Source organism: Pedobacter sp. PLR (assembly GCF_026239675.1).
Classification (GTDB): domain Bacteria; phylum Bacteroidota; class Bacteroidia; order Sphingobacteriales; family Sphingobacteriaceae; genus Pedobacter.
This window is the reverse complement of record NZ_JAPIVQ010000006.1, coordinates 109,970-133,329: the sequence shown is the minus strand read 5'-3', so window position 1 is coordinate 133,329 and position 23,360 is coordinate 109,970. Positions and strand designations below refer to the sequence as shown.

The following is a 23,360-nucleotide window of genomic DNA, read 5'->3' as shown; positions in this document are numbered from 1 at the left end:
GCTCCTCTCATAATTTTTCCTATTTTTGCATCCAAACTATAATACATTATGGCAAGTTTTACACTTACTCCTGAGACCTGGACAAAGGTTAAAATTAAGTTTCTTAGAAAATACCGTGACCTGGCGAAAGAAAACCTCGCTTTTGTTCCCGGACAAGAAGACCAATTGGTAGAACAACTGATGGGCTTAGTGAAAAGAAACCGCGAGTATGTAGAATTTACCATCAAGAAAGCTTTGGCTGATCCTGATGGCAACAGGCTATAATTCCCAATAGGCCTATTGAGTTCCAAGCCTTTTTTGTAAATTTACCCTTCAACAGATGGGTAAAATGAAAAAATTCAGACTTGTAGCCGCCTTTTCACTGATTGCTTTTGCTTCTTTAACCTGGTCTTTCAAGGAAGACCTTTTTCAGGTTTCCAAAAATCTGGATATTTTTGCGTCCTTATATAAAGAGATTAACATCAATTATGTAGACGAAACCAATCCAGCCGACCTCATGCGCAGCAGTATTGACGCTATGCTCGATGGATTAGATCCCTATACAGAATACATTCCGGAGTCTGAAGTCGAAGACTATAAATTAAAATATGTCAGCACCCAATATGGAGGCATTGGCGCAAGCACACTTTTTATTGAAGGAAAGCTATTTGTAAACGAAGTGTCTGAAGGTTATCCTGCCGATAAACAAGACCTGAAACCCGGCGATCAGATTGTAAAGATCAACGATGTCGCGGTAAAAGGGAAAGAGCGTGCGCAGGTAAGTCAGTTGTTGCGTGGCCCACGTGGCTCCGCAGTCACGTTATTGCTCATCAGAAATGGGGCAGTGATCACTAAAAACCTCAACCGCGATGAAATTAAGCAGCCGAATGTGCTTTATTCCGGCATGACTGAAGACCATTTTGCTTACATCAGATTGGATAAGTTTCTGGAAAATGCCGCACAGGAAGTGAAAGATGCTGCTATCAATCTCAACAAACAACAACCTAAAGGCATGATTCTGGACTTACGTTATAATGGCGGAGGGATTTTACAGGAAGCCGTTAAAATTGTGAACCTGTTTGTGAATAAAGATATTTTGGTGGTGACGCAGAAAGGTAGAAATCCACAGAAAACCATTACTTATAAAACTTTAGCGGATCCATTACTTCCACAAATCCCATTGGTGATTTTGGTGGGTGGTAATTCGGCTTCTGCTTCGGAAATCGTTGCCGGAGCCTTGCAGGATCTGGACCGCGCGATCATTGTCGGGCAACGTAGCTATGGAAAAGGCCTCGTTCAGCAAACCTTTCCCTTGCCATATAACAGTCTGGTGAAAGTAACCGTGGCTAAGTATTTCACGCCATCAGGCAGGTGTATTCAGGCCCTGGATTACGCCCATAAAGATGTCAATGGAAAAACGTCTAAAGTGGCCGATTCTCTGATGAACAAATTCAATACCCGTTCCGGCAGAAACGTGTACGATGGCAATGGGATCTTCCCTGATATCCTGGTGGAAACACCTAAATTAAGTCCGGTTACGATATCACTGCTTAATAAAAGCTTGTTTTTCGATTATGCCAATGCCTATAAAAAGGACCATAAAACCATCGCCTCTGCGGAAAGTTTTCAATTGACAGATCAGGACTATGCGGCTTTCGTTACTTCTCTGGAAGGAAAGGACTATGCCTATGTTTCCAGAACGGAGCGTTTACTGGCTGATTTACGTACGGAGGCCGAAAAGGAAAACAAACTACCGGCAGTAAAAGCGGATCTGGAAGACCTTAAGGCGAAAATGTTAGGGGCTAAGAAAACAGACCTGACTACTTTTAAACCGGAGATCAAAAGAGTGTTGGAAATGCAGATTGTGAGCAGGTATTATTATGAAAAAGGAAAGGTGATTCAGGCTTTTCAGTATGATAAAGAGCTGGCCGCTGCAAAAGCGGTGTTGGGTAGCAGTTCAAAAATGCTGGCCATCTTGAAAGGGGAGGGCGAATATAAAACTATAGGCAGCCCAATCAAGACAATTGCGGCTGCTCCTATAGAAAATTAGTTTTAGTGTAGCTTTACTACCAATCCGTCCATCGCCGGACTTAACTGTAGCTGACAAGCTAACCTTGAGTTTGGGAGTAAATCTGGTAAGGTGTCCAGCATGGCGTATTCGTCATCGGTCATCTCATTCAGTTTTTCTTCCCCTTCTAACACGTCTACGCAACAGGTTGCGCAGAGTGCCATTCCACCACAGGTGGCAAGGATATCGTATTCACATGCTTTCAGGTATTCCATCAAGCTCAGGCCCATATCTACAGGCGCTTCTAATGTTGTTCTGCTGCCGTCCGGATTTTGAACGTGCAGGGTAATGTTATTTTCTTCCATGCTTAGAATTCGGCAACGCCGTTAACAGTAGTATATTTCATGGTATATTTTACTCCCGGGTTCATGTACTGGTAAGCACTATGACTCATTAATGCTGCTTCATGGAAACCGCAAAGGATTAATTTTAACTTGTTTGTGTAAGTATTGATGTCGCCAATAGCGTAGATACCCGGGATGTTAGTCGAGTAATCATCAGTATTTACTTCGATTGCACTTTTGTTGATGTTTAAGTTCCATTGCTCAATCGGGCCTAATTTAGGGCTCAATCCGAAAAGAGGAATTAAGTGATCTGCATGGATTGTGCTTTTCTCCAGGCTGCGGTTGTGAACCAATTCAACGGTTTCCAGTTTCCCGTTTCCGTGAACAGAGCTTAGGTTACTATTCAGTACAAGGTTGATTTTTCCGCTTTCTGCTAAAGCCATCACCTTATTTACTGAGTCTGGTGCACCACGGAAGCTTTCGCTACGGTGAACCAATGTCAATTCGTCTACGATATCAGCCAGGAAAATTGTCCAGTCCAAAGCAGAGTCACCACCACCGGCGATTACCATTTTCTGACCACGGTATTTTTCAGGATCAAGAATCATATAATTCACACCTTTACCGTTTTCAAATTGCTCTAATCCTTCTACTGCTGGTTTACGAGGCTCAAAACAACCTAATCCGCCGGCAATTACCACGACTTTGGCTTCGATGATCGTGCCCATATTAGTGGTTAACACAAAATCTCCTTCACCACGTTTCTCCAGACCTTCAATACGTTCTCCTAAAGTAAAGCCAGGATGGAAAGGTTTCCCTTGCTCCATTAGGTTATCGATCAACTCCTGAGCAAGTACTGTTGGGTAGCCAGGAATATCATAAATAGGTTTCTTAGGATATATTTCAGACAACTGACCACCTACCTGAGGTAAGTAATCGATCAAATGACAACGCATTTTAAGGAGTCCTGCTTCAAAAATTGCAAATAAACCAACGGGTCCGGCGCCAATAATGGCTATATCTGTAGAAATCATGTGTTTAAATTTTGTGCGAATTTACGAACTTTTGTTTTAATATTCGCGGTTGTTTAGATATATTCTACATAATTGATAGAACTTATGACAAAGTTGAGCTGTTATTTTTACTTATCTTTGTAGATACTGATGACAAAAAACATATATTTTGCTTCTGATTTCCATCTGGGTTCTCCCAATCATCAGGAAAGTAGAAAGCGCGAAGATCGGATCATTCGCTGGTTAAATGCTATAGAGAGCAGTTGCAGCGAGCTTTTTTTGATGGGCGATATATTTGACTTCTGGTTTGAATATCATGAAGTGGTGCCAAAGGGCTTCGTTCGCCTGCAAGGCAAACTAGCTTCCATGACTGACGCAGGAATTAAGATTTATTTTTTCAAAGGCAACCATGACATGTGGGTAAAAGATTATTTTACCACAGAGGTGGGGATTGAAGTGATTAGTGATGAGCTGATCATGGATCGTAACGGCAAAAGTTTCTACCTGCACCATGGTGATGGACTGGGGCCGGGCGATGAAAAATATAAGTTGTTGAGAAAAGTGTTCAGAAATCCGGTTTGTCAGTGGTTATTTTCCATTGTGCCGCCGCGTATTGGCCTGGGAATCGCCAATTGGTGGTCTGGAAGTAGCAGGGTAGCCAATAAAACTGAAGAAGCATTTCATGGCGAAGAATTCGAATGGCTGGCGATTTATGCAAAAGAACAATTGCAAAAGAGACATTACGACTATTTTGTTTTCGGACACCGTCACTTGCCATTAGAGATTGATCTGAATGGTAAAAGCAAGTATGTGAACCTCGGGGAATGGATTAATTTTAATTCTTATGCGGTATTTGACGGCAAAGAATTAACACTGAACTATTTCGAAAAGTAATCATCAGGGGTACAAGAATCCGGTAAGCAGTAAATTTTTAGTGTCAATTAACTGAAAAAGCCGTATTTTTGCTTCCCAAAATAAATCAATTGCCAGGACAGGATCCGCAGGACGGATCTGAATGGAAAGGGCAACAAGTTTTAATTTTCTGAAAAAAGAATATGTTAGAGAAATTAGAAGCAATTAAGTTACGCTGGGAAGATGTTGAAGAACAGCTGAGTAATCCTGATACTATGCAGGATATGAAGCGTTTCGCGGCTTTAAATAAAGAGTATAAAGATTTAGGCAAGATTGTAGACCAATATAAAATCTACAAGAATGTAATGAGCAATATCGAAGCAAACAAGGAGATCTTATCTACGGAGAAGGATGCCGAAATGCGCGAAATGGCTAAAGAAGAACTGGATATGTTGCTTAAGCAGCAGGATGAACTGGAAGAAAAAGTACGTTTGATGCTGATTCCGGTAGATCCTGAAGATGCTAAAAATGCAGTATTCGAGATTCGTGGTGGTACAGGTGGTGATGAAGCAGCTTTATTTGCTGGTGATTTATACCGTATGTACAGCCGTTTCTTTGAGCAAAAAGGCTGGAAGGTAGAAACTGTTGATGTAACTGAAGGTACTGCCGGTGGTTATAAAGAGGTGATCCTGAAAGTTAGCGGAGAAGATGTTTACGGGCAATTGAAATATGAATCAGGTGTACACCGTGTACAACGTGTACCAGATACAGAAACTCAGGGTCGTGTGCATACTTCAGCAGCTTCTGTTGCGGTATTACCGGAAGCAGAAGAGATTGATCTATACTTAAACCCTGCAGACATCGACTTACAGACTTCCCGTTCAGGTGGAGCCGGTGGTCAGAATGTGAATAAGGTAGAGACGAAAGTGCAATTGACCCACAGACCTTCGGGACTGGTAGTGGTTTGTCAGCAGGAACGTTCTCAGCTTGGAAACAGGGTGATTGCAATGGAGATGCTACGTAGTAAACTATATGATATCGAATTGCAGAAGAAAAATGGAGACATTGCTGCAAGACGTAAGACGATGGTATCTACCGGTGACCGCTCTGCAAAGATCAGAACTTACAATTATCCTCAGGGAAGAGTAACAGATCACCGTATCGGATTGACACTTTATAACCTAAATCACGTGATGGATGGTGGTGTTCAGGAACTGATCGATGCGTTACAGTTTGCAGAGAACGCTGAAAAGATGAAAGAAGGCTCTGTGGCTTAACCAGTTGCGATTATTTCAAAAAATAGTTTGTAAATATAAATAAAGACTCTATATTTGCAATCCCGAAAGGGAACAACGGACCGGTAGTTCAGCTGGTTAGAATGCCGCCCTGTCACGGCGGAGGTCGCGGGTTCGAGTCCCGTCCGGTCCGCAAAAGTTACTCAGTCGAGAACTTGAAGTTGTTAAGTAGAGGATCTACTATAAAATCCACCCGTAAGGGAAACACGGACCGGTAGTTCAGCTGGTTAGAATGCCGCCCTGTCACGGCGGAGGTCGCGGGTTCGAGTCCCGTCCGGTCCGCAAAAAGCCACTCCAACGAGTGGCTTTTTTGATTTACCCGAATTTCGTTGGCCGGCCGGCCTGAATCAGCATCAACAGAAATACTTTCATTTTGATATTTAGTCGTGCTATTCCCTTTAGGATGCCTTCGGGATGCTGCCGTATTGCGCTCGGATCCTCTCGATGGTCACATGATGGTTGGAAGGTGGTTGGATGATCCCTGGATGATCCTAATGACCTTCCAACGATGTTCTAAGGATCATGTGAGGGTGGGGAAATCCGGAGTTCATCCCGAAAGGATGTCGAAGGGATTAAGAACTCAGGATTAGAAAGTAGTATATTATAAAAACAGGTTTTAATCGCTGCTTTCTTAACGCTGCACTTTGATTTTAAGGAATCCTTTAAAATGAGTAAGCTGGCCCTTGTTGTGAACGGTAATGATATAGTAATAAGTCCCGGCTCTAAGCAGCTTAAAAGACAGGTTAAGCGGAACATGGATCGTTTTCCTGAAGATTTCCCCTCAGAATTATGTAAAAGATTCCCGTAATCCTGTAATACTTATCCAAAACCTGGGAGCCATCTTTGTTGCTCCATATGAAAAGACTGTCAAGCCTGTTTCTTTGCCTTTTGTTCCTGCTCGTATCCACTGGATTTACGACCAGTGCTCATATTTGCAAGGGCGTAAAACAGGAAATCCGGTTATTTTCTAAAGAACACCAGGATCAGGTCTGTCCGGTTTGCGCTTTAAAAAATAAGCAGTTGACCAAAAAGGATAATTGTTGCAAGCATGAAAAGGACCAGGTGAAGCTGGCGGATAAAGTGCAAAAGATCGCGCAGCAAGACAATATTTCAAAATTCTCAGGAGAAGCTGTTTTATATCTTCACCCTGCCAATACCACGATTTGGGACGATAAAGTGACCACCGTTAAAACGGATGCCTTTTACTTTTCTTCCCTGATAAAACTTCCCCCATTCTACATTTTACATTGTGTATATCGGATATAGGCCATAATCATTTTGGAATCCGGAGCATGGAAACATCCTCCTTCATCATGATGGTTTAATTTCTTAATACAGATAAAAACAATGAATATCAGATTCATTGCGTTAGCTGTGCTATGTGGCGTATCGACGGTGTCGTATGCGCAAACTTTGCAGCTGCCTGACGCATTACAACGTTCTATTCAGAACTACGAAAAAATTAAAGCAAAGGAGGCTTTGGTAAAAGCTTCTCAGGAAAACACCAATTATCAAAAGAGCCGGTATTTACCAGATTTCACGGTGCTGGCACAACAGAGTTTTGGCACAATCAACGCGCAGAACGGGCCGATGTATGGTTATGGAGGTTTAGGTTCTGCCGCAACCTCGATGCCATTGGCAGAACAAAACTGGAATGCCGCTTTCGGTTCCCTTTATCTGGCCAACGTCAACTGGAACCTGTTTACATTTGGCAGGATCAAAAATCAGGTACAGCTGGCCAGAGTAGAAGAAAAGCAGGCGGCAACCGACCTGGAGCAGGAGAAGTTTCAGCATCAGGTGAAAGTTGGAGCGGCTTATTTCAACCTGTTCGCCAGTCAGCGGATAAAATATGTGCAGGAGAAAAATCTGGAGCGCGCTCAGGTATTCATGAGCACTACAGTGAGCCGTGCGGCAAGCGGGCTAATTCCGGGAGTAGATGCTTCCTTAGCTAAAGCTGAGGTGTCTAACGCGCAGTCTGCCCGAATTAAAGCCTATGACATGGAGCTGGAATACTCCAAAACGCTTTCAGTATTATTGGGAGAAGAATACCAAAGCTTTACGCTGGATTCTGTTTTTACCGGTAAAACCCCACAATTGTCGGAATATCATGGTTTTAGTTCGGTAGACAGCGCCGATAAGGGGGGAGACAATCTCTTCAGCCTGATCAATCACCCTTTGCTATTGTGGCAAAAGAGTAAGATCTCCGGAAGTGCGCAATCGGAAAAGATCCAGCGTTCGCAAACCATGCCTTCCTTATCCGCTTTCGGAGTAGTGCAGGGGCGGGGATCCGGCTTTGAATCCAACTATGTGCAGGACAACAGCGCTTATTCAAAATCTTATCAAAAAGGGGTAGGGATAGACCGTGGAAATTACCTTGCAGGAGTCACCCTCACCTGGAATCTGACCAATCTTTACCGTTTCGGTGCTAAGGTAAAACAGCAAAAACATCAAACGACAGCACTTCAGAACGAGTATCACCTTATTCATGAGGAATTGTCTGCGCAGGCACAACTCGCCAATGCGAAGTTAAGGAACGCAGTAGACAATTTTGAAGAGACAAAAATCCAGATTCAGGCGGCGTCTGATGCTTATCGTCAGAATACCACCTTGTATCGCAACGGCTTAACCACCATTGTGGATTTAACCCAATCGCTTTATGCGCTTAACCGTGCGGAGATCGACTTTGAGATCGCCAGGAACAACATCTGGCAGGCCTTACTGTTGAAGTCTGCTGCGGAAGGAGAGCTGTCTGTTTTACTAAATGCCATTCCATAACCCCGAAAACCCATGAATTTATTACGTATAGCCTTGCGCAAGCCCATTTCCGTTATGGTGATGGTGCTCGGGCTTTTGTTCTTCGGGATCAAAGCCTCTAAGGATATCAAGATCGATATTCTTCCGGAAATGAACCTTCCTGTGGTGTATATCGCCCACTCTTTTAACGGCTATACCCCGCAACAGATGGAAGGATATTTCACCAAAATGTATGTCAATATGATGCTGTTTACCAGTGGCATCAAAAGTATAGAGACTAAAAATACCCAGGGATTAACCCTGATGAAGCTCAATTTTTATGAGGGCATCGACATGGGGCAGGCCATTGCAGAAATCAGTGCTTTGTCCAACAGGTCGCAGGTTTTCCTGCCTCCAGGGGCACCACCACCCTTTATTATCCGTTTTGATGCCTCTTCTCAACCTGTCGGACAGCTGGTATTCAGGAGTGAAACCAAGACGAACAACCAGCTGCAGGACATCGCCAACTTTACAGCGCGGCCCTTCTTGATTGCCATTCCGGGACTGACAACAGCGCCTCCTTTTGGCGGAAGTCCACGGACAGTAGAGATCAATATTGACCCGAATAAACTACGCAGTCACCAGTTATCTCCAGATCAGATTGTGGAGGCGATCAGTCGCAACAACATTACGGCGCCTTCAGGAAATGTATACATCAACGATATCAATTACCTGACGCCAACAAATAATACTATTAAAGCGGTAGAAGATTTCGGCAACATTCCTATTTTCAAAGGAAAAGCCGATAACCTTTACATTCGCGATGTGGCTACCGTAAAAGACGGGGCAGACATTACCACCGGCTATGCCTTGATCAATGGCAAGCGTTCCGTGTACATTAATATCGCCAAATCCGGGAACGCTTCTACCTGGGATGTGGTCAGCAATTTGAAAAAAGCGATCCCTAACATCCAGAATAACCTTCCGGACGACATCAAGATTTCCTATGAATTTGACCAGTCGGTTTATGTGATCAATGCCGTTAAAAGTCTAATGGTGGAGGGAATTTTAGGTGCGCTCCTTACCGGATTAATGGTGTTGTTGTTTTTAGGTGATAAGCGCAGTGCGATTATTGTGATCCTGACTATTCCAATTTCTATCATTTCGGGGGTGCTATTCCTGAAGCTTTTCGGGCAAACGATCAATATCATGTCCTTATCCGGATTGGCGCTTGCCATTGGAATCCTGGTGGATGAGAGTACGGTTACGATTGAGAATATCCACCAGCATCTGGCCATGGGTAAGCAAAAATCTCAGGCTATCTGGGACGCCTGTAAGGAAATCGCCTTCCCAAAACTGCTGATCCTGCTATGTATCCTTGCCGTTTTTGCCCCTGCATTCATGATGACCGGTATTCCTGGTGCATTATTTATGCCTTTAGCTCTGGCCATCGGCTTCTCGATGATCGTCTCGTTTTTATTGTCGCAAACCTTTGTGCCCATCCTTTGTAACTGGATGATCAAGCCACATTCTGCAGAAGAACTGGTTAAAGAAACTCGCTTTGACCGTTTCAGAAACCGTTTTATCAGCTTACTGGAAAGCCTGATTCCTAAAAAGAAACCAGTGATCATCGGGAGTTTTCTGGCCATTGGCGTATTGATTTACCTGATGTTCAGCATCACGGGGACAGATGTTTTACCGGCGGTTAATTCGAGCCAGTTTCAATTGAGGATTAAAGCACCGGAAGGAACCCGCATTGAGAAAACAGAGCAGAAAATCAAGCAGGTGCTGCGGGAGCTGGAAACCGTGATTGGCAAAGACCATATTGCGATTTCTTCTGTGTTTATCGGTCAGCACCCTTCCTCTTTTGCGGTAAGCCCGATTTATCTGTATAACGCGGGACCTCATGAAGCATTAATGCAGGTGGCCTTAAAAGATTATTCCAGAAATACCAGCGAGCTTAAAGATGAAATCCGTGCCCACCTGAAAAATAAAATGCCGGAGTTACAGCTTTCTTTCGAGCCGATAGAGCTGACGGAAAAAATCCTGAGTCAGGGCACAAATACGCCCATTGAAGTACTTTTTTCGGGCATGATGAAAAAGAGAAACGTCATGTATGCGAATAAGCTGTTGGCGAAATTGAAAGAGATTGATTATCTGAGGGATCAGCAGATTCCACAGTCCTTAAATTATCCTGCATTGGCGATCAATATCGACCGTGTCCGCGCGGCACAACTGGGAATTGATGCACAGGATATTGCCAAATCATTGATTGCTTCGACGGCTTCCTCCCGTTATACCAGCAAAAATATGTGGGTAGAAGGGATGATGGGAATCGCCTATGATGTACAAGTGCAAACGCCTCAGAATGTATTGAACAGCAAAGAGGAGCTGGCTAATATTCCACTGTTAAAGAATTCCTCGCGTCCGGTATTGGGAGATGTAGCGACGATTATGCCGACCACCACGCTGGGCGAAAGCTACAATCTCGGCACCATGGCTTATACCACGGTAACCGCTAATCTGCACAATAAAGACCTTGGAAAGGCGCAAAAAGATGTCAACGCGGCGATTGCTTCCTTAGGGGAGATTCCTAAAGGGCTGAACATTTCTGTAGCAGGGATGGCACCGGTTCTGGACGAAACGATGGACAGTCTGGTTAATGGGTTGTTAGTGGCCATTCTGGTGATTTTCCTGATGCTGACCGCCAATTTCCAATCCTTTAAGGTTTCGTTTGTGGTGTTAACCACCGTTCCTTTTGTGATGTTGGGATCGTTGGTACTGCTTAAAATCACCGGATCGACGCTAAATCTGCAATCTTACATGGGGATTATTATGTCTGTCGGGGTTTCTATTGCCAATGCGGTATTGCTGATCAGCAATGCGGAAACATTGAGGCTGCAAAACGGCGATGCTTTTGCTTCTGCAATGAAGGCTGCTTCGCTAAGAATGCGCCCGATTATTATGACTTCTACGGCAATGATTGCCGGTATGTTACCTATGGCCATCGGTCATGGGGAGGGCGGAGATCAGGTATCCCCATTAGGACGCGCTGTAATCGGCGGATTATTCGCCTCTACTTTCTCGGTACTTATTTTATTGCCATTGGTATTTGCCTGGGTACAGGGAAAAACCAGTACCACTTCTCCTTCTTTAGATCCGGAAGATGAAAATAGCCTCCATTTTGTTAAAACAAACGCTTAAAAAAATGAAAAGATTCACTTATATCCTTGTAGGATTGACGCTTACTTTTGCGGCCTGCAACAATGAAGAAAAAGTAACAGAAAAAGCTGCGGCAATGCCGATGCCAATGATGATGCAAAGTTTTGAGACGATCGCGATCACGAAAACGAACCCTAAAGTCTCTTTAAAGCTGGCGGGAGAGTTATTGGCGGATCAGGAAACGGAATTGTATGCGAAGGTAAACAGTTATGTACAGCAGATTAAGGTCGATATTGGTTCAAAAGTAACTGCGGGCCAAGTGCTTGTTGTGTTGGATGCACCTGAGATTCAGGCGCAACTGGCCACGGCAAAATCAAAGTTGAAAGCACAGGAGGCGATTTATATGGCTACGAAATCAAATTACGACCGGATGTTTGATGCCGATAAAACTGAAGGTGCCATTGCTAAGGATGCTTTAGACCAGATCACAGCCAGGAAACTAGCTGATGAGGCACAGGTGAATGCGGCGAAATCGGTGTATAATGAGCTTAAAGCGATGAACAATTATCTGGTGATTCGTGCGCCGTTTAGCGGTACGGTAACGGATAGAAATGTAGATCCGGGGGCTTATGTTGGCCCGATGGGTAAAGCGGCAGATTTGCCATTGCTGGTTGTGCAGAGTAATCACAAGCTGCGCTTGTCTTTATCAGTGCCGGAAGCAAATACGCCTTACCTGAATATAGGCGATACGATCCGGTTTAAAGTAAAATCTATTCCACAGAAGATGTATATGGCCAGAATTTCCAGAAAATCAGGTGCGCTGGATGAAAAATTGCGTTCGGAAAAGATTGAGGCTGACCTGATGAATGTGAATCAGGAGTTAAAACCACTGATGGTGGCAGAAACTAATATTCCATTGCAAGCAGGGGAAGCCAGTTTCTTTATTCCAAAAACAGCGCTGGTAGACGCGAATCTTGGAGTTTATGTGATCCGCATTGAAAACGGGAAGACAAAAAATATCCCGGTTGCCAAAGGAAGGATGATGCCGGATAAGCTGGAAATATTCGGGGAACTGAAGGATGGTGATCAGATTTTACGGAAAGCTACTGAAGAAATCGAAGAAGGGACCGTAATTAAAAAATAACGGACTGGTTTCCTACGAAATAACAGGGTTTTTCTGTGGAAAGCACCTGCAAAAGTCAGCTTCGGCTGACTTTTGTGGTATAAAAGAGGTTTGGTATTGGTCGGGAAGAGCCTGGGTTGCGATAGTAAACCCTACACCAAGGATAGGTAGAGGTGTACGGTGCCCCTTTTCAATATGCCGTTCTTCCCGACCACAACCCGACCACTTCCCAGGTACTCCCACAGCAATATTTTTTAAAGAATCACGGAGGTTAAGAAATTCTTCTAAAAAAATGGCGGAATTTATTCCGCGGATTTGCGGCTGGAAAGGGTAATCCTGGCGACTGAATTGCCAAAATAACACAGTTTTTTTTGAACGTTTCTTTGTAACAGCGCTGTTATGTCTCAAATATTATGCTGAATGGCAATTTTTTGCCTGTTATCCGCTGGCGCAAACGTTTGTGTAATGAAGAAAAATCATTTATTCAGAGCTAAACCGAGGCCTGGTTTTTCGGCACATGATTGTTTTAATGTCATTTCAAGAAGTGTTTTCAGTGGGTAATCGATTATTTAAAAGATGTTTAGTGCGTACTAAATGCTTTTAGTATTAACATGAAGTTTCAAATACATCCATACAAGCATCCCTATAATTATTTGCATTAAAATAATGGAATACTATGATACTATTTTAACACTTGCTTCTTTAATACTAATTCAGGAATAAGATTTAACAGTAATTTAATTATACATAATAATTTGAAATTATTTTTAGTAAACATTGTTTTTTTAGGGTGTTTTTGCGATAATTAAGTGTTAAACAAACGTTTGCGCTGTAGTTTTGGGGAAAGTGGCGGTTTAATTAATCTAAATTGCTTTCATTAAGTATTACATAATCCTTCTCTGTTGACCACCATCAGAATAACATATTCTGCAACATGAGGATAGCTATATGAATGCCAATGAAAAGACATTTTAGCAAAATATGTTATAACTAACCTAACCAACAACCTAAACCAAACTAACTATGATTACAATCTTTACTATTCTTCAGCAATTGCATCTACATTGTTTGATCCGGATCTAGGCATCCATTCTCATTAAATAGCGAACCAGTTTATTCAATTATCAATTTTAGCAATAAAGCTTAGTTATAAAACAACGATTTCCGGAATTTATTACTCGGCAGCCTAATTTTTTAATTTGATAAACCAACCGGCAACTATCATGTAGGGGTCGCAAGGGGATTTTTATGTCCCAAATTCAATAACAGGTTTGCCCTGCAATCAGACAGACAGTGGGCAACAAGAATTAAACCGTCCAATAATTAATTAATACGAATGAAAATGGTCCGAATTATTGCGAGTATGTCGTACACCGCCTTGCTTTCTGTTCTTTGTGTGTCAAATGCAGAAGCGGAATCAGCTAAGACTACTCCTTTGAATTACAATGCGATTTTGAGACAAGACACTATTCCCGGCGTTAAGAAGAAGGCTGTTGATACGGCTTCCTGGGTAAATAATGTTGCCCGTACGCGAGGTGGTGGAGATTCGCTGAACGTCCGCCTGTCTTCCTTGAGTCCTAATCTATCCCTGCAACAAATGCTGAAAGGTAATGTTGCCGGTTTATATGTAAAGGAAATCACTGCTGAACCCGGCACCGAACAAAGTATGTTGGTGCGCGGATTGTCTGCACCGATTTTTAGAAATAAAGACGTAAACAATCTACAACCAATTGTTTACCTGAATGGTATTCCTTTGATTCAGAACAACAATTATATTTATGATATTCAGAAATATGATTTTAATCCAATAGGTCCCGCTACGAACCTTTTGGCAGGAATTGACATCAACACCATCCAATCTGTCGAGGTGATTAAAGACCCAGTAGAGTTGGCAAAATTAGGGCCTCTTGCTGCAAATGGGGCCATTTGGGTAACCACTAAACAAGCAAAAAGCGGCGTCAGACAAATTAGCGTGAATAGCTATTTTGGGATGGTTAAATCCGACAATGCCAGCCCGGTAAATGCGGAATATGAGAATCGATTTCGTAAGCCTTTTTATCAAAAATATGCCACACCAGCAGATGTGTTAAATTATGCGGGTTATTTAAGGGATTCCACAAATCTGGATTATTATGGTCCGGCAAAATGGGGAGACCTCTACTACAAAACTGCACCAATCCATTCCGTTGATCTAAGTATCTCCGGAGGTTCTGAAAGAGCAAACTTTAGATTTTTTGCCGGTAATACTAAAAGTGCCGGCGGCGCTGATGGAACCAAACTAGACAGGTATGCAACTTCCTTTCAGATCAACATGTCTCCTTTTGAATGGGTGACTGTTTCTAGTATGGTGAATGCCACACGTATGGATCGCGATAGAAACCGAAGCATTCGTGACCGTTTCGCAGAAACCAGATACATTCCTGATTTGAGTAACCCTTTGCCACCAAGCAAGCAAATCTATCAGTGGTTTTTAGATGAGTATGACAAAGTGATCGATGACAATAGAAATACGGCCGTTCAGGGATATTTCTCATTAAACTTTAAGGTGAGCAAATTTAGCCTGTTGACCAAGCTGAATTTTGACTACAATGAAGGCATCAGGGATGTTTTTTATCCAACCACTTTAATGGAAAATAACAATTACGTTTCCAATTATTTTGGATATAATCAGCGTTTTGGCGTAACCAATGCCCTTACATTTTCTGAAGAATTGGGGAGCAACCATAAATTTGACTTTGAATTGGGACAATCCTTTCAAAGTGATTTGAACAGGTATAACTATGCCAATGCTTATAATGGCCCGAATGACTTTATAAAAATTAACGTGGTAGAAGGAAGTTCTGCTGAAGCAAATTACCTTAAACCTGTAGATTTTCTTGTATATCGATATACTGACCGTGAACAACGGCGTTTATTTTCAGTGTATGGATCGGTAAAATATAAATACAAAGATCTGTTAACGATAACTGGTTTGATTAGAGATGATGGTTCATCTACGGCGCAACCAGGTAGCAGGTGGTTGGTTACTCCAGCAACTAGTGCACAATGGAACCTTAAAAACCAATTCTTAAAAGGAAATAATGCAATTGATGAATTAACAGCAGAAGTATCCTGGTCTAGAATCGGTAAATTATTCTCGGATGACCGCTTCGGTTCTGGTCCACAGTACCGTGTAGAAAACGGTTGGGTGGCAGAGCCAACGATTCCTGGATATAATGGTTTAGCGACCATTACAAGGCCATATTCTTCCGGATGGGTGGGGTATGATATCAGATGGCCATATACAGATCAGTTAAATGTAGGTATGAGCATTGGTTTGTTGCAAAACAGATTAAATGCTTCATTAACTTTTTATCAAAAGGACGACAAGCGTATGGTGGTTAATACTCCTGTTCCTACAGAAACAGGTTATGCCAGCATCTTTAGCAGTGGTTTGGGGGTAAGAAATACAGGTGTCGATTTTGGATTAAAAGCCGCTATCCTTAGAAGACCAGATGGTATCAACTGGGAAAGTGGGTTAAACCTAAATGTGAACCGCAATAAATTAACCGAATTGCCAGGTGGATTACAAGAATTGACGATCGGCAATAGAAAACTAACTATTGGTCAGGCAGTCGATAAGTTTTGGGTCTATGAAAACCAAGGTATTTACAATTCCGATGCTGAGGTTCCTGTAAACCCTGCAAATCAGGAAAAACTGAATTTTGAAGGGACCACACTGCATGCCGGAGATCCAATATGGAAAGACCAGAACGGTGATTTTATCATTAATGATGAGGATAAAGTACTAAAAGGAAATACCATGCCTAAGCTGAGTGGTGGTTGGTCCAATGAGTTCAAATATGGCAACTTCAGCTTGAGTTTCAATGTGATTTTTGCATTGGGTCAGAAAGGATTAAACGAGCAGGCAGCCAATCATTTCGACTTTATTAACAAAGAATCTGGTAATGATATTGGCTCTATTAAGGAGATCAATTCATGGCAGGCATCTGGAGATCTGAGTAAATATCCGATCTATAACCCATGGAGTAGTGTAGTTGCTTACCGTTTAGACCAGGATTTATTTCTGGAAAACGCAAGCTATTTAAAGTTGAGGTCTTTAAGCCTGGGTTATGATCTTTCAAAATTGCCATGGTTATCTAACTCGAAAGCAGGAATCAAGCGGGCTTTCCTTTATGTAACTGCCAACAATTTATTCACCATTACTTCATTTAGCGGATCCGATCCGGAGTTGATTGATTATACCGGTTTGTATAGCGGTTATGGAATGGTGATTCCAAAGACCTTCACGTTGGGGGTAAAGTTTGATTTATAAATAAATAGATAAAGAAAAGAATATGATATCTTTTATAAATAAGAATAATCGGTTGACAAAGGTTCTTGCGTTTGTATTGCTGAGCAGCCTGGTCTCTGTTAACCTTTCCTGCAAAAAAATGCTGGATGTAGAATCCACAAGACTGGCCACGGAAGAGGCGCAGTGGAGCAATTTGCAGGATACCCGTTCAGGTTTAATGGGGATCTATGGACTGACGAGGACTGCTCTTGGAAGTAACAATGCACATTGGTTATGGGGCGAAATGAGAGAGGGTGATTTTACAGCCTCCAGCAAATCGGATCTTAAAGCAATTATCAGGAGTGATTTAAATGCTTCTTATCCTTTGATTCAGGACATCACTAATTGGAGAAGGTTCTATACAGTAATTAACAGTGCCAGTTTATTCATTGAACGCTCCGGAGAAGTAGTCGCCAAAGACCCACGTTATTCAAAATTGAATAATAAAGTAGATATCGCACAAGCCAGAGCTTTGCGTGCATTTGCTTATTTCTATATGGTCAGGATTTGGGGAGATGTGCCTTTGATTACGGCTTCACATGATGGTAGTTTTGAGGGAAAACCACGTACAGATCAGGCTAAGGTATTGGGCTATGCAGAATCAGAATTGATGGCTGCGGTAAAAGACCTTCCATATAGATATGGCGTGGACGGGGATCTTGATCTTCCCGGCTTATATTATGGCTATGACAATGGTCGTTGGTCTGGCGCCTTATTTACTAAAATCTCTGCTTATGCAGTGATGGCTCATATTGCGGCCTGGCAGTCGCATTACCTGGACGCTGCGGTATACACTCAGTTTATTATGCAGAACTATAGCAAATCTGGTTTGGAGTATGTAAATACAACGAACCTGACTGCGTCAGATGGAATTTTCAATGGTCAGGATTCAAAAATCGCATTAGGGTTCACATTTTCAGATGTTTATGGTGAATCTACTTCTGAGGGCCATATTGAGCAACTTGTACTTGCAGCACCATTGATTGCCAAGCAGGTTCCTGATTTGTATGTTTCTAAAGATACCATCAACAAAGCTTTTACAGATATTAGAGATGGTCGTTTTGGTATTGACACCCTGTCAGGATTAACCAGAACAAATTATTTTCTGAACTACAGCGGTCAGATTCCGGTCTTCAGTAAGATCAAAGTCTTAAGAGGAGGATCCACCAATGGTTCATTTGTGATTTTCAGTTCTGCAATAGCTTTTACGCGTATTGAAGAATTATCCCTGCTTAGGGCAGAAGCACTTACAGTGTTGGGACAACGTCAACCGGCAATCGACCTATTAAATATCGTGAAGAAAAACCGGGGGATTAAGTCCTTTAATGACAACGACGGATTAGGTCTGATAGACGAAATTTTTGCAGAAAGAAGAAGAGAACTCATGGGAGAGGGCTGGAGATGGTATGACCGAATTCGTTTGGCAAAAATTAAAGGTAATGACGCAAAATTCAACAAGCTAATTGCTGAAAAGGGAATTTACTGGCCTATTGCTAAAGATGTACTCAAAGCGAACAGTCAGCTGGTTCAAAATAGTTATTGGAAATAATGAATATCAACCCATTTAATTTATCATTTAAAATATATGCAGATGAGAAATAACAGTAATTTTTTCTTCCCTGTTCTGATGACTGTTGTCCTTGTGTCGTGTTTGTTTGCCTGCAAAAAAAGCGATTCAATGTACTACAATTATGAGAATAAGATTCAACAATTTGATGGCAGTGCATTAGATTATTTAAACTCACAAAAGGGCCTTTATGACTCTTTACTATTGGTGTTGGATCGTTTGCCTGCACTTAAAGATTCTTTAGCCAAAAGACGCTTAACAGTTTTTGCGGTAACGAACAAGAGTTTCGAAATCTCTGTTGGTAATTTAAATGCCATCAGGAAAAGAAACAATAAGGCGCCAATTTATTTGGCCAATATGGACATTGCGCAGCTTGATACCATGACCAGCAGGTACCTGATTCGTGGTAAATATGAAACACAGGATCTGAGCACTTTTGTAGATGGATTGATGGTAAATAGTATTGTTCACAATTACCCGATGCACGTCCTGTACCAAAAGCTGGATGCTTCCGGATTTAAAGAAGGAGGTCCGCAGGTCCTGACTTTCAGCGATACTAAGGAGTCCATTTTTGTGAGGTATTGGCAGCGTACGCCTACCAATGCGGTCAATATAAAAACCAATAATGCCATTGTGAATATCGTTTCCCCAGGTCATGACTTCGGGTTTGGTGATTTCGTAACAAGAATTAATAATTAAGGCTTTAAAATATGAACAATAAATACCCATTAGCGCCCGCCATTTTATTTTTTGGGCTAACCATGTTAATAATTCTGGGTTGTACCAAGAATTTCCCGGATGTCCGGGAAGCTCTTGGGGAAGACTCGCGTTTTACAAATACCCAATATGAACCCATATTGGGGAGAAACTCGCTTTTTACAGACAATTTTTTTGTTGGAAATTCTTCACAACCATTAAATTTTAAAATTATAAACCTGCGCAGAAGAGACGGTTCTGCTGCGCCGGAATTGACAGATCTTGTACCCGTGTCTGTTTGGAAACAACCTTATCTGGGGGATGAAAAGACCCTGGAGGAGATTGAAGCTAAACGCGTGGTTGAAAACCATCCTGTGTTCGAAATACGCGAACATTCAGGCCAGTTTCTGATGTGGGCCAATAGTTCTCCATTGATTAAAACACAACCAGACTCAGGTTATGTCTTTGATGTAGAGTTGTCTAATAAAGGCGGACGCCGTTATTTCCGGGATTTTAAATTGAAACCAATAAAGGCCCGCCCTTATGAGCCTTCAAATCAAGATCCGTTAACCGGGATGGAAACCAGCAGATATGTCGGGGTTAGTGGTATACAGCCTATGTATGGGGAGAAAACAAACACCATCATTTCTCCTAGGGAACTGGAAGTTTACTTCCGTAAGGATACCTTAAAGAGTGGTGAAAAGCTGAAAAATCAATTGACGATTCAAGTCCTGGATTCTCTTTATAACCCCATCAATCCTGATAAGTTCAAACTGACCGATTGGAAGAACTTATTGCATGGATTTAATATGGTTAAAACGGCAGAATCTGTTACCTATGATGTCGCCTATCCAATTCCATTAATTAATTACCAGACTAAGTATACCAATCCTGATGGAACTAAATCAAGATTATATCTATCCTACGATCGCATCGGTTTTGGTGGATTTAGACAAGTTGGTGGCTTTTATCTGGACTTCAGCATTTATGATCCGGGGAAATGGAATATTATCATCCGTTTCAATGGAGAAACACCCAAGTTCAGTAATGATTAATTAATATTTAGTATATCTAATTTATAAAATAGCTCATATGAGGCATCTCTTTATAATATTTTCATTGTTAACGCTGCTTTGCTTTAATACGGAAATATCAGCTCAGCAGAAAAAGGTTCTGATGCAAGGAACGGTGATCGATAAGCAGGATAAAGTTACCATTCCTGGAGTCACGATTATGGCAGGAACGCCATTGGTTCCGGTTGGCATAACCAATGGTAACGGAGAGTTCTCCGTATCAGTAAATGAAGGCAGTACGCTTGTTTTTAAGTACATAGGTTATCTGAATGCTACCCATAAGTTCGATGGGAAATTGAAATTTAACGTGATCATGAGTATGTCTGTCAATTCCTTAAAGGAAACGGTAGTCGTTGGTTATCAGAAAAAAACCAAGGAAGTATCTACCGGGTCAAGTGTGATCATCACGGGTAAGGAAATTCAGGATGTTCCCGTGGGTAACATCATGGAGCTGATTCAGGGAAAGGTCCCGGGTGTCAACATTCAAAATAACAATGGTTCACCAGGTATGCGTGGTTCCATAAATGTCCGTGGTTTATCCAATACAAACGTGACGGGTAGTGGTAGCCAGGCTTTCCTGACGCCTACTTCCCCGTTATTTGTAATTGATGGGGTTCCCGTAGATGATAATTCCGGCTACTCTTATGGTTTTGATCAGGCTGGCCCCGGTATCAGCCCACTTTCGATGATTCCTCAGGAAGATATTGAAAGGATCGAAGTTTTGAAGGATGCACAGGCTACTTCATTATACGGTTCAAGAGGTGCATACGGGGTGTTCTTAATTACCACTAAAAGAGGTAACTCTAAAGTGCCGGTTATCCAGTATACCTCTAATTATTTCGTCAATACGCCTCCACGTTTAAGAGATGTAATTGGTGGAAGAGAAGAACGTATGTCGCGTATTAACCAGATTATGGCCAATGATACCAGTTTTTATCATGGACTGAATCTGGTAAATATTACGCCTTTCTTATCAGATAGTTTGAATGCTTATTACAACAACTCTACAGACTGGCAGTCAAAATTCTACAGACAGACTTTTAATCAGACGCATAATGTGAACATTTCCGGCGGTGATCAGACCTTCAATTACAAAGTGAATACCGGCTATTATGATGAAAAGGGGATTGTAGAAAATACTGGTTTTACCAGGTACTCTATGAATATGAATATGCAGTATGAGCCTTCTAACAAGTTTAAACTCTTTGCTTCAGTAAACAATTCATTGGCTAACAATAGCAAGGGTAGCGGAAGTGGCTTACTACAAAACGGGATCGCGAAAGGGGGAAGTGCTTCGTCCTTATTGCCCGCACCTTCTTTATTTTCGTCTACTAATTCTTTGTTGAGTGCATTAGAAACCAATGACGAGAATAAAACAGTTAGTGTAACGGCGAATGTGGAATTGCAATATGAATTTTTCGAGGGCCTACGTGCCAGTAGTACCTTTAATTATGCTTATGTAACGGGAACAACGGATACCTTTCTTCCTGGCTATCTGAACAATGGCTTTAATGAGGTTACTGCTTATAACGACAGAAAGAATACGGCCTACAACAGAAACCTGCTTTCGTACAACAAGTCTATTAATGAAAAGCACAATTTTAGCGCCTATGTCTTTAATGAGATCAATATGACTGATTTCAGGGCGGATATGATCAAGCAAAAAAGAACACCAAGTGATCAGGTACAGGGACCATTGGGAGCCGACTATTTTAACTCTCTTGGTGGTACTTTGAATAACATCACGGATTTCAGGTCTGTTGCTTTTGCGGGCTCCTTCTCCTATAATTATGACACCAAATATGTATTGGATTTAAGTTACCGGATTGATGGTAGCTCTACTAACGGACCGGATGCCGGATATTCTAAAAATCCTTCCATTGGTTTAAGATGGAATTTCAATAAAGAAGCCTGGTTGGTTAAGAAAGACTGGTTAGAGTATGCTTCTCTTCGTTTAACTGCAGGTAGGAACATTGTGCCCACAGGAACAATCTTCGATGTATATGGACGCTATATTGCGAATGGTTCTTATAATCAGAACCCAACAGTTGGTCTGGATCTGAAATTAGTGCCAAATACGGGATTAACCCCTACAGAAACAACCCAGTATAATGCAGGTTTAGACCTTGGATTTTTAAAGGGGAAAATCGGACTTGTTTTTGACACCTATTATAAGCAGGTTGACAATCAGCTGAGGGAGAAAAATCTTGCTAATCACAATGCCTTTGCAAAGGTGAACACGAATGAGACCAGTCTGGTAAATTACGGTTATGAATTGGCCGTGAATTTTCGCCCCTTATCTGAAAATAGCAAGTTAAGCTGGACAATAGGTATCAATGGTGCAATCAATAAAGATGTATTGACTGCTTTGCCAAATGGGGCAAGGGAATTGGTTGACCCGGGTGGCGATACTGATCAGCAGATCTTTCGTCGTTTGGGAATGAATAGTCTCTCCAACTATTTGTTGAACAATACCGGCGTTTATGCGAATAATTCTAATGTGCCGGTAGATCCACTAACAGGATTGAGATACCGCACAGGTGGTAATGCTGCCGATCAAACTTATTTCCGCGCAGGAGATCCAATATGGACAGATGTGAATGGAGATTATGTATTGGATAATAATGATTACGTAGTGGTAGGAAACGGTCAGCCAAGGATGACTGGTGGTTTCACTTCTTATCTGGCTTACAAAAATTTCTCGCTGAATATGAACTTCTCGTTCACTTTTGACCGTGATATCATGAACAATGCACTGGCCGCTGATTTTCAACGTTATGCCGATCCTGCTTACACTGGTAAAGGAGATTTTAACGGCCTTGTACCTTTAGACCGATATGATGTCTGGACCCAACCGGGTGATATGGCTGTTTATCCATTCCCATTGGATTTTACCAGATATGCAAGATACAGACCCTTTCGTTTTGATCAGACTTTGTTTATGGAAGACGGCTCTTATTTAAAATTCAATAATGCCACTTTCGCTTATAATATCGATCGTAAACTCACAAAAAGATGGGGAATGACTTCAGTAAGGCTATATGTTTCTGCAAATAACATTCACACCTGGAGCAATTATTCCGGTCCGGATCCTGAATTGGTGAGTGCAATGGGTAGAGATAACTCTGGTGGATATCCAAACCGTCGTTCGTATAACTTTGGAATTAACGTTCAGTTTTAAT

At 41.9% G+C, this 23,360-nt stretch carries 15 protein-coding genes and 2 tRNA genes; 15 read left to right on the top strand and 2 right to left on the bottom strand.

What is annotated here, in order from left to right; translation table 11 throughout:
- The first annotated feature begins 48 nt into the window (after positions 1-48).
- On the top strand, positions 49-264 hold the full coding sequence (locus OQX61_RS15875; protein WP_265842774.1) for a hypothetical protein: 216 nt from the start codon (positions 49-51) through the stop codon (positions 262-264).
- A gap of 64 nt (positions 265-328) precedes the next feature.
- Entirely contained in the window at positions 329-2,029 is a 1,701-nt protein-coding gene (locus OQX61_RS15870; RefSeq protein ID WP_265842773.1) for a S41 family peptidase, read from the top strand.
- Between the two features lie 2 nt (positions 2,030-2,031).
- On the opposite strand, the gene OQX61_RS15865 is transcribed toward OQX61_RS15870, so the two are convergent.
- Positions 2,032-2,352 carry a 2Fe-2S iron-sulfur cluster-binding protein gene (locus OQX61_RS15865; RefSeq protein WP_062546508.1) on the bottom strand — a complete coding sequence of 107 codons (321 nt, stop codon included), beginning with the start codon at positions 2,350-2,352 and terminating at the stop codon, positions 2,032-2,034.
- 2 nt (positions 2,353-2,354) lie between these two features.
- Entirely contained in the window at positions 2,355-3,365 is a 1,011-nt protein-coding gene (locus tag OQX61_RS15860) for an NAD(P)/FAD-dependent oxidoreductase (RefSeq protein ID WP_265842772.1), read from the bottom strand.
- Positions 3,366-3,494: 129 nt separating this feature from the next.
- Here OQX61_RS15860 and OQX61_RS15855 point away from each other — a divergent pair, with 129 nt between their 5' ends.
- The 13 genes from OQX61_RS15855 (at position 3,495) to OQX61_RS15795 (ending at position 23,359) form a co-directional block, all read left to right on the top strand.
- Complete coding sequence (locus tag OQX61_RS15855) at positions 3,495-4,238, top strand: UDP-2,3-diacylglucosamine diphosphatase (protein ID WP_265842771.1); 744 nt, start codon at positions 3,495-3,497, stop codon at positions 4,236-4,238.
- Between the two features lie 161 nt (positions 4,239-4,399).
- Positions 4,400-5,473 carry a peptide chain release factor 1 gene (gene prfA, locus OQX61_RS15850; protein ID WP_265842769.1) on the top strand — a complete coding sequence of 358 codons (1,074 nt, stop codon included), beginning with the start codon at positions 4,400-4,402 and terminating at the stop codon, positions 5,471-5,473.
- Between the two features lie 77 nt (positions 5,474-5,550).
- A tRNA-Asp gene (locus tag OQX61_RS15845) sits at positions 5,551-5,624 on the top strand.
- A gap of 75 nt (positions 5,625-5,699) precedes the next feature.
- Positions 5,700-5,773 (top strand) — tRNA-Asp (locus OQX61_RS15840).
- A gap of 573 nt (positions 5,774-6,346) precedes the next feature.
- Positions 6,347-6,757 (top strand): hypothetical protein, encoded by a 411-nt coding sequence (locus tag OQX61_RS15835; protein ID WP_265842767.1) that lies wholly within the window; start codon positions 6,347-6,349, stop codon positions 6,755-6,757.
- An 81-nt stretch (positions 6,758-6,838) separates the two neighbouring features.
- Positions 6,839-8,266, top strand: coding sequence for a TolC family protein (locus tag OQX61_RS15830; RefSeq protein ID WP_265842766.1), 1,428 nt, complete (start codon positions 6,839-6,841; stop codon positions 8,264-8,266).
- 12 nt (positions 8,267-8,278) lie between these two features.
- Positions 8,279-11,428 (top strand): efflux RND transporter permease subunit, encoded by a 3,150-nt coding sequence (locus OQX61_RS15825; protein WP_265842765.1) that lies wholly within the window; start codon positions 8,279-8,281, stop codon positions 11,426-11,428.
- Positions 11,429-11,432: 4 nt separating this feature from the next.
- The gene (locus OQX61_RS15820) at positions 11,433-12,530 is read left to right on the top strand and encodes an efflux RND transporter periplasmic adaptor subunit (protein ID WP_265842764.1); all 1,098 of its coding nucleotides are present in this window, start codon (positions 11,433-11,435) and stop codon (positions 12,528-12,530) included.
- A gap of 1,315 nt (positions 12,531-13,845) precedes the next feature.
- Positions 13,846-16,824, top strand: a complete 2,979-nt coding sequence (locus tag OQX61_RS15815) for a SusC/RagA family TonB-linked outer membrane protein (protein ID WP_265842763.1) — start codon at positions 13,846-13,848, stop codon at positions 16,822-16,824.
- 22 nt (positions 16,825-16,846) lie between these two features.
- Positions 16,847-18,391: a RagB/SusD family nutrient uptake outer membrane protein gene (locus OQX61_RS15810; RefSeq protein ID WP_265842762.1), complete on the top strand. Its 1,545-nt coding sequence runs from the start codon at positions 16,847-16,849 to the stop codon at positions 18,389-18,391.
- 129 nt (positions 18,392-18,520) lie between these two features.
- A complete protein-coding gene (locus tag OQX61_RS15805; RefSeq protein WP_265842760.1) occupies positions 18,521-19,108 on the top strand; it encodes a hypothetical protein in 588 nt (195 codons plus the stop codon).
- An 11-nt stretch (positions 19,109-19,119) separates the two neighbouring features.
- Positions 19,120-20,160 (top strand): DUF5007 domain-containing protein, encoded by a 1,041-nt coding sequence (locus OQX61_RS15800; RefSeq protein WP_265842758.1) that lies wholly within the window; start codon positions 19,120-19,122, stop codon positions 20,158-20,160.
- Between the two features lie 121 nt (positions 20,161-20,281).
- Positions 20,282-23,359, top strand: coding sequence for a SusC/RagA family TonB-linked outer membrane protein (locus OQX61_RS15795; protein ID WP_265842757.1), 3,078 nt, complete (start codon positions 20,282-20,284; stop codon positions 23,357-23,359).
- The last annotated feature ends 1 nt before the right edge of the window (position 23,360 follow it).

Bases quoted from the DNA above. Each gene is read 5' to 3' on its own strand.
- OQX61_RS15860 (WP_265842772.1), bottom strand. From the start codon at position 3,365: ATGATTTCTACAGATATAGCCATTATTGGCGCCGGACCCGTTGGTTTA.
- OQX61_RS15830 (WP_265842766.1), top strand. From the start codon at position 6,839: ATGAATATCAGATTCATTGCGTTAGCTGTGCTATGTGGCGTATCGACG.
- OQX61_RS15875 (WP_265842774.1), top strand. From the start codon at position 49: ATGGCAAGTTTTACACTTACTCCTGAGACCTGGACAAAGGTTAAAATT.
- OQX61_RS15865 (WP_062546508.1), bottom strand. From the start codon at position 2,352: ATGGAAGAAAATAACATTACCCTGCACGTTCAAAATCCGGACGGCAGC.
- prfA (WP_265842769.1), top strand. From the start codon at position 4,400: ATGTTAGAGAAATTAGAAGCAATTAAGTTACGCTGGGAAGATGTTGAA.
- OQX61_RS15800 (WP_265842758.1), top strand. From the start codon at position 19,120: ATGAACAATAAATACCCATTAGCGCCCGCCATTTTATTTTTTGGGCTA.
- OQX61_RS15805 (WP_265842760.1), top strand. From the start codon at position 18,521: ATGTACTACAATTATGAGAATAAGATTCAACAATTTGATGGCAGTGCA.
- OQX61_RS15795 (WP_265842757.1), top strand. From the start codon at position 20,282: ATGCAAGGAACGGTGATCGATAAGCAGGATAAAGTTACCATTCCTGGA.
- OQX61_RS15870 (WP_265842773.1), top strand. From the start codon at position 329: ATGAAAAAATTCAGACTTGTAGCCGCCTTTTCACTGATTGCTTTTGCT.
- OQX61_RS15825 (WP_265842765.1), top strand. From the start codon at position 8,279: ATGAATTTATTACGTATAGCCTTGCGCAAGCCCATTTCCGTTATGGTG.
- OQX61_RS15835 (WP_265842767.1), top strand. From the start codon at position 6,347: ATGAAAAGACTGTCAAGCCTGTTTCTTTGCCTTTTGTTCCTGCTCGTA.
- OQX61_RS15810 (WP_265842762.1), top strand. From the start codon at position 16,847: ATGATATCTTTTATAAATAAGAATAATCGGTTGACAAAGGTTCTTGCG.
- OQX61_RS15855 (WP_265842771.1), top strand. From the start codon at position 3,495: ATGACAAAAAACATATATTTTGCTTCTGATTTCCATCTGGGTTCTCCC.
- OQX61_RS15815 (WP_265842763.1), top strand. From the start codon at position 13,846: ATGAAAATGGTCCGAATTATTGCGAGTATGTCGTACACCGCCTTGCTT.
- OQX61_RS15820 (WP_265842764.1), top strand. From the start codon at position 11,433: ATGAAAAGATTCACTTATATCCTTGTAGGATTGACGCTTACTTTTGCG.